This window comes from Kribbella albertanoniae (genome assembly GCF_004348455.1).
GTDB classification, from domain to species: Bacteria; Actinomycetota; Actinomycetes; order Propionibacteriales; family Kribbellaceae; genus Kribbella; species Kribbella albertanoniae.
In genome coordinates this window covers 20,265-34,226 of sequence record NZ_SMKA01000014.1, presented here as the reverse complement: position 1 = coordinate 34,226, position 13,962 = coordinate 20,265, and the positions used below count along the sequence as shown (strand labels likewise).

General features: G+C 68.4%; 11 protein-coding genes. 2 read left to right on the top strand and 9 right to left on the bottom strand.

Annotated elements, in window-relative coordinates; translation table 11 throughout:
• Positions 1-28 precede the first annotated feature (28 nt).
• From lnt to kdd, 6 genes are all read right to left on the bottom strand, one after another.
• Complete coding sequence (gene lnt / locus E1261_RS06110) at positions 29-1,591, bottom strand: apolipoprotein N-acyltransferase (protein ID WP_132403173.1); 1,563 nt, start codon at positions 1,589-1,591, stop codon at positions 29-31.
• Positions 1,592-2,030: 439 nt separating this feature from the next.
• Entirely contained in the window at positions 2,031-2,420 is a 390-nt protein-coding gene (gene kal, locus E1261_RS06105; RefSeq protein ID WP_132403170.1) for a 3-aminobutyryl-CoA ammonia lyase, read from the bottom strand.
• Between the two features lie 2 nt (positions 2,421-2,422).
• Positions 2,423-3,175, bottom strand: coding sequence for a lysine 5,6-aminomutase subunit beta (kamE, locus tag E1261_RS06100; RefSeq protein WP_132403167.1), 753 nt, complete (start codon positions 3,173-3,175; stop codon positions 2,423-2,425).
• Positions 3,172-4,749 carry a lysine 5,6-aminomutase subunit alpha gene (gene kamD / locus E1261_RS06095; protein WP_238176030.1) on the bottom strand — a complete coding sequence of 526 codons (1,578 nt, stop codon included), beginning with the start codon at positions 4,747-4,749 and terminating at the stop codon, positions 3,172-3,174. The genes kamE and kamD overlap by 4 nt, the downstream gene beginning before the upstream one ends.
• On the bottom strand, positions 4,737-6,356 hold the full coding sequence (locus E1261_RS06090) for an amidohydrolase (RefSeq protein ID WP_132403161.1): 1,620 nt from the start codon (positions 6,354-6,356) through the stop codon (positions 4,737-4,739). Before E1261_RS06090 ends, kamD begins: the two co-directional genes overlap by 13 nt.
• Positions 6,357-6,359: 3 nt before the next feature.
• Positions 6,360-7,373: an L-erythro-3,5-diaminohexanoate dehydrogenase gene (kdd, locus tag E1261_RS06085; protein WP_238176029.1), complete on the bottom strand. Its 1,014-nt coding sequence runs from the start codon at positions 7,371-7,373 to the stop codon at positions 6,360-6,362.
• 172 nt (positions 7,374-7,545) lie between these two features.
• On the opposite strand from kdd, the gene E1261_RS06080 reads away from it, so the two are divergent.
• Together E1261_RS06080 and E1261_RS06075 are read left to right on the top strand one after the other, a co-directional pair.
• Entirely contained in the window at positions 7,546-9,024 is a 1,479-nt protein-coding gene (locus E1261_RS06080; protein ID WP_420813959.1) for a KamA family radical SAM protein, read from the top strand.
• A 187-nt stretch (positions 9,025-9,211) separates the two neighbouring features.
• Positions 9,212-10,840, top strand: coding sequence for a DUF8094 domain-containing protein (locus tag E1261_RS06075; protein WP_132403156.1), 1,629 nt, complete (start codon positions 9,212-9,214; stop codon positions 10,838-10,840).
• Here E1261_RS06075 and E1261_RS06070 read toward each other — a convergent pair.
• From E1261_RS06070 to E1261_RS06060, 3 genes are read right to left on the bottom strand one after another with little or no spacing between them, the layout of a single operon-like run.
• Entirely contained in the window at positions 10,837-11,892 is a 1,056-nt protein-coding gene (locus tag E1261_RS06070) for a Gfo/Idh/MocA family protein (protein ID WP_132403153.1), read from the bottom strand. The genes E1261_RS06075 and E1261_RS06070 overlap by 4 nt on opposite strands.
• A gap of 1 nt (position 11,893) precedes the next feature.
• Positions 11,894-12,739, bottom strand: coding sequence for a sugar phosphate isomerase/epimerase family protein (locus E1261_RS06065; RefSeq protein WP_132403151.1), 846 nt, complete (start codon positions 12,737-12,739; stop codon positions 11,894-11,896).
• Positions 12,736-13,911 (bottom strand): ROK family transcriptional regulator, encoded by a 1,176-nt coding sequence (locus tag E1261_RS06060; RefSeq protein ID WP_132403148.1) that lies wholly within the window; start codon positions 13,909-13,911, stop codon positions 12,736-12,738. Before E1261_RS06060 ends, E1261_RS06065 begins: the two co-directional genes overlap by 4 nt.
• Positions 13,912-13,962 lie beyond the last annotated feature (51 nt).

The window sequence follows — 13,962 nt, the reverse complement described above, 5'->3', positions numbered from 1 at the left end:
CAGCCCAGGATACGGAGTCGGCCAAGCTCTAGACGGGAACCTTCTGCCGCACGGGCTTAGCGGCCGGCGGCTCCTGCGGGCGGGCCGGACGTCGCGTCGCCAGGGCGAGCACGATGCCGAGCAGGCCGAGGCCTGTGAGGATCCACTGCGGCCACGCGCCGAGGCGAATGGCCAGGGTCTTGCCGTCGCGGACGGGGACCTTCGCCACGTAGACATCCGCCACGAACTGGCCGGACTTGTGCTCGACCTTGCCGTTCGGCTGGATGACGCCGGAGATACCGCTGGTCGAGGCGATCAGCACGGTACGGCCGGTCTCGATCGCGCGCATCCGCGTGATGGCGAACTGCTGTTCGGGCTGACCGGTGCCGCCGTACGTCGCGTTGTTCGTCTGCACGACCAGGATCTGGGCACCGCCGTTGAGGACGTCGGCGATGACGTTGTCGTAGGCGAGCTCGAAGCAGATCACGTCGCCGTAGGTGACGCCGCGGATCGGCACGATGCCGGGGACCTTCCCGGGTGCGGTCTGCCGGCCGACCATCTCCAGCCGCTTGATGTAGGGCAGCAACTGCTCGCGGAACGGGATGTACTCACCGAACGGCACCGGGTGCCGCTTGGCGTAGACCTGGCCAGGGCCGGTCTGCGGGTCCCAGACGACGCCGGTGGTCTGCCGCTCGTTCGGGCCGGGCCCTTCGAGGACCGCGCCGACCAGGATCGGTACGCCGACGGCCTTCACGGCCTGCTCGATGTCCGCGCGGGTCTCGTCGTCCTTGAACGGGTCGATGTCGGTCGAGTTCTCCGGCCAGATGACGACATCGGGCTTCGCCTCGGTGCCGGCCTGGACGCGCTTCTCCAGGTCGAGGGTCGCGGTCAGGTGGTTCTTGGTCACGGTCCGGGCCCGGCCGAGGAACTCGAGTCCCTTCCCGGGGACGTTGCCCTGGACCATCGCCGCGGTCACGGTCTTGCCGTTGCCGTCGGTGGACAGGTTGATCAACGCGCTGCCACCGAAGATCGCCACCCCGGCGACCACGGCCAGGACCCGCATCCGGAACCGCGAGGCCTGCCGGAATACGACGTACACAAGAACACCCAGTACGGCGATGACGAAGCTCAGGCCGGGGATTCCGACGTACGCCGCGAGTCTGCCCAAGGGGGAATCCGAGAAGGCCCAGGCGAGCCGGCCCCAGGGGAAGCCGCCGAACGGGACCGAGGCGGTCGCGAACTCGGTCGCTACCCACAGGCACGGGATCCACAGCGCCCACAGCTTGTGCCGGAACACGCGTACGGCGAAGGCTCCGAAGACCGCGTAGAACAGGCCCTCCAGGATCGCCAGCGCGATCGCGGCGTCGCCGCCGATCACGCTCAGCCAGGGCACCAGCGTCGCGTAGTACGCGATCCCGAAGCCGGCTCCGATCAGGAAGCCTGCCTTCGAGGAGAGAGTCGTGCCGTTCAGGGCCGCGAAGAAGAGCGGCAGGGCGATGAATGCGAGCCAGGGATATGTGTGGGGTTCGAAGGCGTACCCGAGCGCGATACCCGCCGCCACAGCCACCACGACACGCGGCAGCAGCCGCCCCAGAGCCTTCAACCGGTCCACGCCGTCTCCCTAGTCCTCACCACCGGCACCACCGGCCGTGACAACTCTATCGGGCAGCGAAGAAGGTCGTGTGAACGGAAAGGGGCTCGGCGCCCTTCGGACCAACCGCCGGATCACTGGATGCGAACCGCGCGGCTGTTGTCTACTGGGCGCCGAGCCTCTTCACCTCTGCCCCGCGGGGGGCTAACCACCGGCGATCTCAGCCCCCGTCGACTCAAGCCTGGCACTGGCCTGGTCAGCGTCGCGGGATCATCCGGTGGCCGAACTCTGTGTGACCGTTGGTCAAACACGTTCTGACGACTCCCAAAACGATGCTCGCTGCCGACGACGGTGTCAACCTCTCCATCGGCCTCTTAGGGTCGTTGTAACACTTTCGTCTGTGCTACCAGAAGTTACACCTGTGTCACTCCATGTGACTGTTACCTAGGGCAACTATTCGTCACCCAACCGGTACGACGACAGTGCCCTTCGCGCGTGTGATCACAAGGGGTTCGGCGAGGACCTCGGCCGCCGATTCGGACTGGTCCGGCCGGCCGCGGCAGACGACGTACGCGCTGAAGTCGAGCTCGCGGCTGCGGTTGCCGACCCGGGTGATCGTTGCCTTCACCTCGACCACGTCACCGGCCCGCAGCGGCTGCAGGAACTGGACGTCGGAGTACGACGCGAACAGGCCTTCGTCGCCGTCGGCCTGGATGCACACCTCGGTCGCCACATCACCGAAGAGAGCGAGCACGTAGGCGCCATCGACCAGGTTCCCCGCATAGTGCGCGTGGCTGTACGGCACGTAACGGCGATGCGTGACACTCAGACCGATAGTTGCCTTTGACACCTTTATGCACTCCGCTTCACAGGTTGACGTTTGGTGACGAGAGCGTCGACCAGGTAGCTGGCCACCTCGCCCGGGGTGGTGCCGCGTCCGAACACCCGGTCGACGCCGAGTTCGTCGGCCATCTGCTCGGTGAAACGGGGGCCTCCGGCAACCAACACCGGTCGCGCGTTCTCGGCGTACGCCTCCCGGAACGCCGCGGACATCTCCTTGGTGTTCAGCACGTGCGCCTCGCGCTGGGTGACGACCTGCGAGACCAGGATCGCGTCGGCCTTCTCGGCCTTGGCCCGCCGGACCAGTTCCGGTACGGCGACCTGGGCGCCGAGGTTGACCACCTTCAGCTCGCGGTAGTACTCCAGGCCCTTCTCCCCCGCGAACCCTTTGATGTTCATGATCGCGTCGATGCCGACCGTGTGCGCGTCGGTACCGATGCAGGCGCCGACGATGGTGAGCCGCCGGCGCAGGTGTTTGCGGACCGACAGGTTCACTTCCTTGGGCGTGAGCAGCGGGTAGTCGCGCTCGATCACCTCGACCTTGTCGGTGTCGACCAGGTGGTTCACCGGGCCGTAGACGACGAAGAAGGTGAAGTCCGGTCCCATCGGCTTGGCGTGTACGACGAGCGCCGGGTCCATGCCCATCTTGTTCGCGAGCTGGATCGCCGCGCCCTCGGCGCGTTTGTCGTGCGCGATCGGGAGCGTGAACGACATCTGCACCATCCCGTCGCCGGTGGTGTCTCCGTACGGCCGGATGATGCTCACTGTGCCTCCTCGAGCAGTTCGATGGCTGGGTTGTAGTACTCGCCCGAGCGGCGTGCGACACCTTCGAGGCCGCGACCGGCGTCCTGCGGGCGCTTCATCAGCCCGAAGGTCCCGTCGCCGATCGCGTTCAGCAGGCCCTCGTCGACGATCCGGTCCAGCAGGTCGATCGACTCCCCCAGCACCTGCCGTGCACGGTTGGCGATGAAGCCGTCCGGCGCCGGGTGGAAGTCCTCATGAAGGTTGCCTGCGGCACCCAATACGTAACGAACATTCTGCAGGGCCAGGTCGCGGTCGGAGATCCACGGCGTCACGACCGCCTCGGTCATCATGCCGACCAGCAGGATGCCCTGTCCGGTCATCGCGCCGACCAGGTTGAAGAAGCCGTCGAGCAGGTAGCCGCGGAACACGTCGCCGGTCATGTGCCGGGTCGGCGGCATCCACTTCAGCGGCGCGTCCGGGAACAGCTGCCGGGCGAGCATCGCGTGCGCGAGCTCCATCCGGAAGGAGTCCGGGATCTCGGGCGTGATCTCGAACGCGTGCCCGAGGCCGAGCTGCCAGTCCTCGAGCCCGGCCTCCTTGGCGAAGTACTCGTTCAGCAACTGCGAGACCGTCACTGTGTGCGCGGCGTCGACCGCGTCGGCGGTGGTCAGGTAGTTGTCCTCGCCGGTGTTGATGATGATCCCGGCGCGGGCGTGGATCTGCCGGCTGAACCGCTGGTCGACGAAGGTGCGGATCGGGTTGATGTCGCGGAACAGGATCCCGTACATCGAGTCGTTCAGCATCATGTCGAGCCGCTGCAGACCGGCCAGCGTCGCGATCTCCGGCATGCAGAGACCGGAGGCGTAGTTGGTCAGCCGGATGTAGCGGCCGAGTTCGCGTGACGACTCGTCGAGTGCGGCCCGCATCAGCCGGAAGTTCTCCTGGGTCGCGTACGTCCCGGCGAACCCTTCCCGGGTCGCGCCCTCGGGTACGTAGTCCAGCAGCGACTGCCCGGTCGAGCGGATCACGGCGATGATGTCCGCGCCGGCCCGGGCTGCGGCCTGGGCCTGCGGGATGTCTTCGTAGATGTCGCCGGTGGCAACGATCAGGTAGATCCACGGCCGCTGCTCGGGATCACCGTGCTTCTTGATCAGCCGGTCGCGCTCACGCCGTCTGCCGTCGATCAGTTTCAGACCGCCCGCCGCGGCCTTGCGAGCCGCCGTACGGGCTCGTTGTGCGTCGCGTCCTTCGGGGAGCCGGAAGGTGACCGAGCCCGAGGCGGCCTTCTGCGCGAGCACGTTCAGGTCCTCGGCCTCGCCGCGTAGCAGCGCGTCCCAGACGGGCAGCGCGAACCCGTGCTCCAGCCCGACATCGGCCCGGACGGTGTCCGCCAGCCGGTTCACCCAGGGGATGCCTTCCGAGTCCGCGCCGGCCAATCCGGCCAGTCGCAGTACGGCGCGCTCGACCGAGACCGTCGTGTGCTGCTTGGCCAGGTTGACGATCGGCCGCCCGGCCTTGCGGGCCAGGCTGCGCGCCTTCCGGACGGTGACCGGATCGAGGTCGAGCTTCTTCACCGCACGAGTCACTGCGACCATCCTTCGGAGTCGTACACGATGCGACCGCCAACGGCGGTCCGCAAACAAGTGGGCACCGGCGAGCCCTCGGACAGGTCAGGCAGCACCGGTACGCCGGCCCGCGGGTCGGTCGACCAGGCCGCGACCCGCTGATCCGGGGTCTGGACGACGAGGTCGGCCTCGCTCTGCCAGATCGCGTACGTCGCTGGCAGGTTCGGCGCGAGCACGCCCGCATCGTCGATCCCGGCTGCCCGCCAACCGCCACGGGTATGCGCCTGGAACGCGGCCCGGACCGTGATGCGCTCATCGGGATTGCGGTGGAACGCCGCCGCCCGCACCGCTTCCCACGGACCGAGCTCGGTCACCGGCGCGTCCGAACCGAACGCCAGTACGACGCCCGCCCGGGCCAGCGACGCGAACGGGTTCATCCCCTGCCAACGGTCGCCGAGACGTTCGGCGTACATGTCGTCCGGGCCGCCCCACAGTCCGTCGAACATCGGCTGCACGCTGGCAGCGACGCCGTACCGGGCGAAGGTCGCGATCGCTTCTGGGCTCGGCATCTCCACGTGCTCCAGGCGGTGCCGGACGGCGACGAGTGCCTGGGCGCCGACCTTCTCAGCCGCCAGCTCGAAGCCGCGCGCGATGTTGTCGAGCGCCTGGTCGCCGATGCAGTGGAAACCGGCCTGGATGTCGCGCTCGGTGCAGGCGATGACGTGTTCGGCGATCTGCTCGGGTGTCAGGTAGGCGTGCCCGCGGTGGTCGGTCTGGTCTGCGTACGCCTCGCGCAGAGCTGCAGTCCGGGAACCGAGGGCCCCGTCGGCGTTCAAGTCACCGGCCAGCCCGGCCACGCCGTACTCGTCGAGGACCTCGAAGACGCCGGGCTCACCCCAGTACAGAGTGGAGTGCAGTCCGAACTCCTCCGCGGCCTGCCGGACGATCGACAGCTCCCAGCGCGGCCCGATATGCGGCGCTGCCATCTCGTGGAACGCCCCGATCCCCCGGGAAGCCATTGCCTGTACGGCGGTCCGCGCGTTCTCGAGCGCGCGACTCTGCGCGGCACCGCCCGCAGCGGCCAGGTCGTCCGACAACGCGTCCCGGACCGCGTGATTCGCAGCCCGTTCCACGCGACCGCTCTCGTCGTACCCCTCCCGCGAGGTCAGCCCCGGCACCGCCGCGACCAGCGCTGACGACACCACACCGGAGTGACCGTCGACGCGGGACAGGTAGACCGGCCGGCCACCAGAGGCCCGGTCCAACTCGGCAGCGGTTGGCGGGCGGTGCTCGGGCCAGCGGGTCTCGTCCCAGTTCGACCCCTCGATCACCGCGCCGGCCGGAAGATCAGCAGCGTGAGCCGCGAGCCGGTCGAGCGCCTCGTTGAGCGTGCGGGTACCGGTCAGGTCGAGGCCGTTGAGCAGGAGGCCCGTCCCGATCGTGTGGACGTGGGCGTCGACGAAGGCCGGGGTGACGAGCTTCCCGTCGAGGTCGATCACCTCGTCCGCGCCGTCGGCGTACAAGGTGGCTCCGGTGTCGTCGCCGAGCCACGTCACCACCCCGTCGTCGAAGGCGATCGCGGTGGCATGCGGGTCGGCGGGTGAGTAGACGGAACCGTTCGTCAGAAGTGTGCGCACGGCCTAATCCTCCGCCAGCCTGCTCTCGAACAGACCGCGGACACCCGGCTCGTTCCGCAACAGCTGGATGGCGTAGTCCGCGTGACCGGGCACGTACCCGTTCCCGACGAGCATTGTCACGTCCGCGGCGAGCCCCTCCGCGCCGAGCGCGGCGGCCGAGAACGAGGTCGCCATCGAGAAGAAGATCACCGTGCCACCGGCAGCGGTCGACAGTACGGCGCCATGCTCGCAACCAGGCACGTCGACGCAGACGACGGTGATGTCGGCCGGTCCCCCAGCCTGCTCGACCGCCGCGTTGAGCGCGACCGGATCGCGGGCATCGGCGAGGGCGACGATGTCGGCCAAACCGGCCGCGTTCAGGGTGTCGGCCTCGTGCTGGACCGGGACGATGCCGATGGTCCGGGCGGCACCGGCGTCGCGAGCAGCAGCCAGTGACAGCGAGCCGGATTTACCTGCGCCGCCAATTACTGACACGACAGGCTTAATGCCTTTGTCGACATATGAGCGGACCACGCGAGCGGTCAGCGCGGGCGCTCCGCACACGTCCATCACGGCCAGCGACAGCTCCGGCCGCAGGTCGTCCGGCAGCTTCGCGACGATCGAGCGAGCGAAAAGAATCGCGTGGCCGGCGGCCGGGACCTGCTCGCCCTGCCCATCCCAGCTCTGCAGCCCGTCGGTGATCTCCAGCGGGGTCAGCGTCAGTGAGACCAGCGTCGCGACCCGATCACCGACCGTGAGCCCGAGCGGTGATTCCGGGCCGACCTCGTCGACGACGCCGACCAGCATTCCGCCGGAGCCGGTCACCGGGTTCTGCATCTTGCCGCGCGTCGCGACGATCTCCAGCACCTCGCGGCGGATGGCGTCGCCGTCACCGCCATGGACACCGGCCAGCTGCCGGTACGACGCTGCGTCCAGATTCAGCCGCTCGATCGCGATCCGGACCTCGTCCGGCCAGATCTCGGCGCGGGCGTCCAACCGCTCCGCGGCCTGCGGCAACACGCCCGACGGCGTGATCACGCGGTGTAGTCCTACCGGGCTCGACGGCACCTGTCCTCCTCTGAACGGTCGGGCAAAATACTACTGAAAGATCAGTGTGACGAGAATTCTTGCGGCGTACTGTTGGATCTAGGGGAAGTTCTATCGCTATCCTCACATCTGACCACATCGCACGGAAACCCCCGGAGGACTCGTGACCGACCTGATCAGCCCGGCTGACCTGATCGACCCCACTGAGGGCGCTGGCAGCGCTGCGGGTCAGCCGTACGCCTACCGGCGGACCGAGCTCGTGGAGCCGGACTGGACCAGGATCCCCGGCTGGAAGGACGTGACGGCCGAGGAATGGCGCTCGGTCCAGTGGCAGCGTTCGCACTGCGTGAAGAACGTCAAGCAACTGCGCGACGTGATGGGCGACCTGGTCGACGAGCGGTTCTACGAGGACCTCACCCGGGACCAGGCCGAGCGCGCGACGATGTCGATGCTACTCCCGCCGCAGATGCTGAACACGATCGTCCCGCACGGTGCCGCCGACTACACCGAGGCTTTCTACGCCGACCCCGTGCGTCGCTACATGCTGCCGGTCTTCACCGACCGCCGCAGCGACTGGCCGTCGCACCCGCACGCGACGCGGGACTCACTGCACGAGCACGAGATGTGGGCCACGGAGGGGTTGACCCACCGCTACCCGACCAAGGTGCTGGCCGAGCTGCTGCCGACCTGTCCGCAGTACTGCGGCCACTGCACCCGGATGGACCTGGTCGGGAACTCGACGCCGGTCATCGAGAAGCTGAAGTTCGTCACCAAGCCGAACGCCCGGGTCGAGGACATGCTCGACTACCTGCGCCGTACGCCGGGTGTGCGGGACGTCGTGGTCTCCGGCGGCGACGTGGCGAACATGCCCTGGCCGCGGCTGGAGTCGTTCCTGACCAGCCTGCTCGAGATCGAGAACATCCGCGACATCCGGCTGGCCACCAAGGCGCTGATGGGCATGCCGCAGCACTGGCTGTCCGACGACGTCCGGGCCGGCGTCGAGCGTGTCGCCCAGCTGGGCCGCCAGCGCGGCGTCATGATCGCGATGCACACCCACGTGAACGCGGCCCAGTCCGTCACCCCGCTGGTGGCCGAGGCGACCAAGGCGATGTTCGAGGCCGGTCTGCGCGACGTCCGCAACCAGGGCGTCCTGATGCGGGGCGTGAACGACTCCATCCCCGAGCTGCTGGACCTCTGCTTCGCACTGCTCGACGGAGCCACCATCACGCCGTACTACTTCTACATGTGCGACATGATCCCGTTCTCCGAGCACTGGCGGGTCTCGGTCAAGGAAGCCCAGCACCTGCAGCACGGCATCCTCGGCTACCTCCCCGGCTTCGCCACCCCGCGCATCGTCTGCGACGTCCCGTACGTCGGCAAGCGCTGGGTGCACCAGCTGTCGGAGTACGACGAGGTCCGCGGCATCTCGTACTGGAAGAAGAACTACCGCACCGGCATCGAGCAGCAGGACCCGGAAGCGTTGAACCGCACCTACGAGTACTACGACCCGATCGACAGCCTCCCCGCCGAGGGCCAGGCCTGGTGGACCCAGCACGCCGGCAACTCCCTGGCCGAAGCCGAGTCCCGAGCCGCCGCCTCCCGCCAAGCCGCCGAAGCCCAGAAACTCCTCCCCCTGATCTGACCGCTTCCCCCAATCAGCCTTCGGTGCCACCAATGCAGGGGGTGGCACCGGAGGCGTTCCGTTTGCAGCTTCGTGCAATCACCCGGTTTTCGGGTCTGTTGAGCCGTGGTCGGCCGTTACGATCTGGGACCGGTTGGTTGCGGTTTCGGTCTCGGGTCTCGGGGAGTTGTTCGTGCGGGTTGTTCGGGTGTCTGTTGGTGTTCTGCTGGGCCTTGTCGGTCTGTTGCTGGCGATCGGTGGTGGAGTCGCCGCGTTCTTCGTGATCGGGCCGGACAACACCGTCACGTCCGGCGAGCAACACCTGGTGAGCAAGGGACTGGCGTTCGCCAGTCCGCCGGAGATGCTCGATCGGCACGGACCGATCCTGCATGTCCAGGCGCGCACGAGCAGCGGGAAGCCGGTGTTCGTCGGTGTCGGGCGCGACTTCGACGTTGCCAGCTATCTGAAGGAGACAGCGCACACGTCCCTTGTGCAGGTGACGTATCCGATCGCCCTGGTCACACAGGAGGTGGAAGGCGCGGCCGGAGTTCCCAAGCCTCTGGCGGCGCCGGACGGTCTCGACTGGTGGGTGGTGAAGTCGGCCGGGGCCGGGTCGCAGGCGATCCGTTGGCCGATCGCCGACGGGCCGTACGACGTGGTCGTCATGTCGGCCGACGGCAAGACGCCTCCCGATGTGCAGGTGCGGCTCGGGATCGAGGTCCCGCACGCGTTCGTCGTTGCCCTCGGCATCTTGGCTGCCGGACTGCTGATCCTTGCTCTCGGCATCCTCCTGATCGTGCTGCGGCGGCGTCCGGCCACCCCGGCGCCCGTCGTACAGGTCACGCCACCTGCACCGTCTGCACCGCCTTCGCCGTGGGGTGGTACCGCGCAGCGGGTCGTGGCGGGGACGGTGGTGCTGGGGCTGTTGACGGGGTGTTCCGCGGTGCCTCAGCCCGACACCGTCACCACGCTCACCCGCCCGGCGATCAGCAACGAGGCCGCGCTGGCGGTGGTCAAGCGCTACAACGAGGTGAGTACCGCGGCCGGCCGTGCGCGCAACTCGGTCCAGATCGGTCAGGTGGAGAGCGGCGACCTGCTGCGGCAGACCAGGGCCGGCTACATCATCGGTCGCGAGTTCAAGCTGGCGATCCCCAAGCCGCTGACCTACGACAAGCCCACCTTCGCCGTACCGGAGTACGGCGGCTATCCGATGCGGTTCGTGGCCACGGCCGGACCGAATGTCGGGCTGTGGCAGCGCGAAACTGCCGGGAGCCCGTGGCTGCAGACCTACGGGACCACGCTCGTGAAGTCGGCCAAGCTGCCGGACCTCAAAGGACTGCGCCCGGCGACCGCGGCCGACGCCAAGAACCTGAAGGTGGCGCCACAGGCGGCCGTCGAGGCACTGACCAAGTACCTCACCGCGGAAGGCAAGTCCCCGCACGGTGCCTCGTTCGCCGTCCTGCCGCAGTTCGCCGAGGGCTTCAAGACCCTTGCCCGCTGGCGGCAGGAGTACCACAAGGGCGCCGCCGGGTCGGTCCGGTCGCTCGGCCGCTCCTACAGCCTGGCCAGTCCGCCTACGGCGTTCGTGACGAGCACCGGTGAGGCGGTGGTGCTCGCCACGATCAACAACCAGTACGACCTGGTCGTCGGGCCGAACCGCTACTTCTACTGGGACGGCGGCGCGGAGACCGCGTTCAGTCCGAAGGAAGCCCACTACGAGTCGACGCTGACCTCCACCAGACTTCACGACGTCGTTCTGGTCGTGCCCCGCAAGGGCAACGACAAGATCAAGATCCTCGCCTTCGGGTCGCAGCTGGTCAGCGCCGGCGGCTACTAGTGGGTGATCTTCACCTCTGAGCCGGTGGTGGCGGATTCGTAGATGGCGGTGAGCATGCGGGCCATTTCGAGGCCGTGTTCGGCGGGGGCGTCGGCGGGGATCTCGCGGCGGCAGATGCGGAGGAAGTTCTCGATCTGGTTGGCGAAACCGACGGTGAAGTCGAAGCCGAGGGAGTCGATCTGCGGCTCGATGTGCAGCAGGGTGTCGTGGCGTTCGGTGACCATGTGCAGGGCCGGCTCGATCTCCACGCCGCCCTTCTCGCCGAACAGCTGGACCGCGGTCTCGTTGCGGGTGTGCAGCGAGTAGGAGACGTCGACGTTCAGTACGGCGCCGCCGTCGAACCGGATCTGGGCGGTGGCGTAGTCCTCGACGTTGTTGACCCGGGTGGGCGAGGCGGCGCGGTAGCGGGACAGGTTCTGGATGTTGTCCCGGGCACCGATCGGGTCGAAGGTCGCGCCGGAGACGGCGACAGCGGCCGGCTGGCCCATCAGGTACCAGCAGAGGTCGACGACGTGCACGCCCAGGTCGATGAGCGGTCCGCCGCCGGCGACGTCCTTGTCCCCGAACCAGCCGCCGGGGTTACCGGCAGTGCGCAGGATCGTCGTACGGGCGGCGTAGATCCGGCCGAACTCGTCCTCGTCCAGGAACCGCTTCGCGACCAGGGCGTTCGGCGCGTACCGCCGTACGTAGCCGATCTGGAGCGCCTGCCCGGTCTCGGTGGTGGCCTTGACCAGCGCCTCGGCCTCGGCGACCGACGTGCTCATCGGCTTCTCGACGAGCACGTCCTTGCCTGCGCGCAGGGCCGCCTCGGCGATCTCGGCGTGCAGGTTGTTCGGGACACAGATGCTGACGGCATCGATCTCGGAGTCCGACAGGATCTCCGCGACGTCACCGGTCGCCCGCTGGACGCCGAACTGTTCGGCGCGCTGCTTGACCCGCTCGATGTCGATGTCGCAGAGCGCGACCACCTCGGCGCCGGGGTTCTGCTGGTAGGCCTTGATGTGTTCCTGGGCGATCGTGCCCACGCCGATCACGGCAATTCTGGTGGTCATGTCAGGAGGCTCCTTCGGCCAGTGCGAGAACGTTCTTGAGGCCGAGCTCGACCGCGCCGGGAGCCGCTTCGAGCCCCTCGAACTCGAGCGTCACGGGCAGGTCGGGCTTGGTGGCGACGAGCGCGAGCAGTGCCCGCAGGTCGAGGTCGCCGTGGCCTGGGATCGTGCCGAGCAGGTAGTCACCGGCCAGCGTCTTCAGCCATCCGTCGCTGGGGATCGAGCGGCGGATGTGGAAGTCCTTGACGTGCGCGGCGGCCGCGACGTCGAGGAGACCGGACACCGTGCGACCCGGGACCTCGCCGACGCAGAGGCCGTTGCCGAGGTCGAGGGTGACGCGGAAGTTCGGGCGGTCGACGGCGTGGACCAGGCGGGCGACCCGCTCGTGACCGTTCATGGACATGCCGTGGTTCTCGACCGTGGTCGTGATGCCGAGCTCGGCGGCGTGGTCCGCGACCACCTGCGCGCCCTCGACCAAGCGCGGGAAGACCGCCTCGAACTCAGCCTGGTTCGCCTCGCGCCAGCCCCACGGCAGCACGTCGTGGCGGAACAGCCGGGCGCCGAGCCGGTGCCCGACGTCCACGTGCCGGCGGACGCGGTCGATTTCCTCGGTGCTGCCTTCGCGGAAGTCGGCGCCGATCAGGTAGTTCAGGATCGGCACGCCGCGGTCGCCCGCGGCCTTCACCACGGTCTCGACCAGCTTGTCGTCGGTCAGCAGGTCGTCGCCGAGCGCGGCGATCTCCAGGTGCTCGGCCGGTGAGTCCGCCACCCAGTCCACGACCCCGACCAGGTCCATCTCGCCGCGGGCCATGAGCTTGCTGAAGCTGTACGAACTGACTCCCAGTTTCACTGGTAGTTCCTCCCTAGGGTGACGGTTGGCGCAGTGTCATGCGTGAGCTTGTGCCAGGGACTCGGGTAGTTCCGGACGCCGTACACGGTGGGACCGAACCGGTCGAACGCATGACCGGCCGCCCCCAGAACCGCTGCCTCACGCCCCAAGGCAGCGGCAACGAAAGGCGATCGCTCCGGAACGACGAGTTCCTTCGCGACGGCTGCTTCCAGCGGGCGGAGCAGCGCCGTACTCTCGGCTGCGCCGCCGCAGCGCACGACGACGACATCGGGGTCGACGACCAGGAGAACGGTCGCGATCCGGCCCGCGATCTGCCCGCAGAAATCTTTGATCTCGGCCTTGGCCTCCGCATCACCGGCGGCGGCTGCCTGCAGCACGGCCTCTCCGGTCGGGTGCGACGTCCAGACGAGTTGGCCGCGTTGCGCGTTGCGGGTCCAGCGCATGCCGCGCTGGGCGCCGAGCTCGCCGGCCAGGCGATGGCTTCCTTGCCGGATCTCCTCGTCGAGAACGATCGACAGTGAGAGGCGGTTGCCGACCTGCAGATAGAGAACGTCGGAGTGCCCGCGGCCGGCGCCACCGCGCTGCTCGGCCAGCGCCGCGAGCTTGATGTCGTTGTCCACGGTGACCAGGCAGCCGAGCTCCGCCGCGACGGTCTCGGCGATCGGCTCACCGACCACCTCGGGCAGCACCAGGCTCGCTCGCAGCCGGCCGCTCTCCTCGACGACACCGGGCAGCGCGACTCCGACCGCCCGTAGGCGCTCGAGATCGGTCCCGGCCTCCTTGGCCGCGGCCTCGACCGCGTTCCGCACGACGTCGACTGTGCTGCCGTCGCGGGCGAGTTCGGCGTACCCGAGTCGCTCCCCTGCCAGATCGCAGAGCACCGCGCGCACGCCCCGCGGGCCGATGTCCACGCCGGCGACCAGACCGGCTTCGCGCACGAACCGGAACGACCTCGCCGGCCGCCCGGGCCCGGCCGACGCGGCATTGCTCGGCTCGACGAGGCCCGCCTCGACCAGATCGTCGAGTACGGCGTGCACCGTCGGACGGGACAACCCCGTCTCGGCGGCGATCACGCCGACCGTCTGCGCGACCCCGGCCTCAGCCAGCCACCGCAGGCAGGCGACCTGGTTCGCGGACCGCTCTGCATGAGCAGCCCCAGGAGCAGTCTCCATCGACCCCAACCAATTATCCAACCGGCTTTAATAACCACGCTAGTCGACGAC

Coding starts and splice junctions, on each gene's coding strand:
- kamD (WP_238176030.1), bottom strand. CDS start 4,749: ATGGTCGCAGTGACTCGTGCGGTGAAGAAGCTCGACCTCGATCCGGTC.
- E1261_RS06070 (WP_132403153.1), bottom strand. CDS start 11,892: ATGACCACCAGAATTGCCGTGATCGGCGTGGGCACGATCGCCCAGGAA.
- E1261_RS06060 (WP_132403148.1), bottom strand. CDS start 13,911: ATGGAGACTGCTCCTGGGGCTGCTCATGCAGAGCGGTCCGCGAACCAG.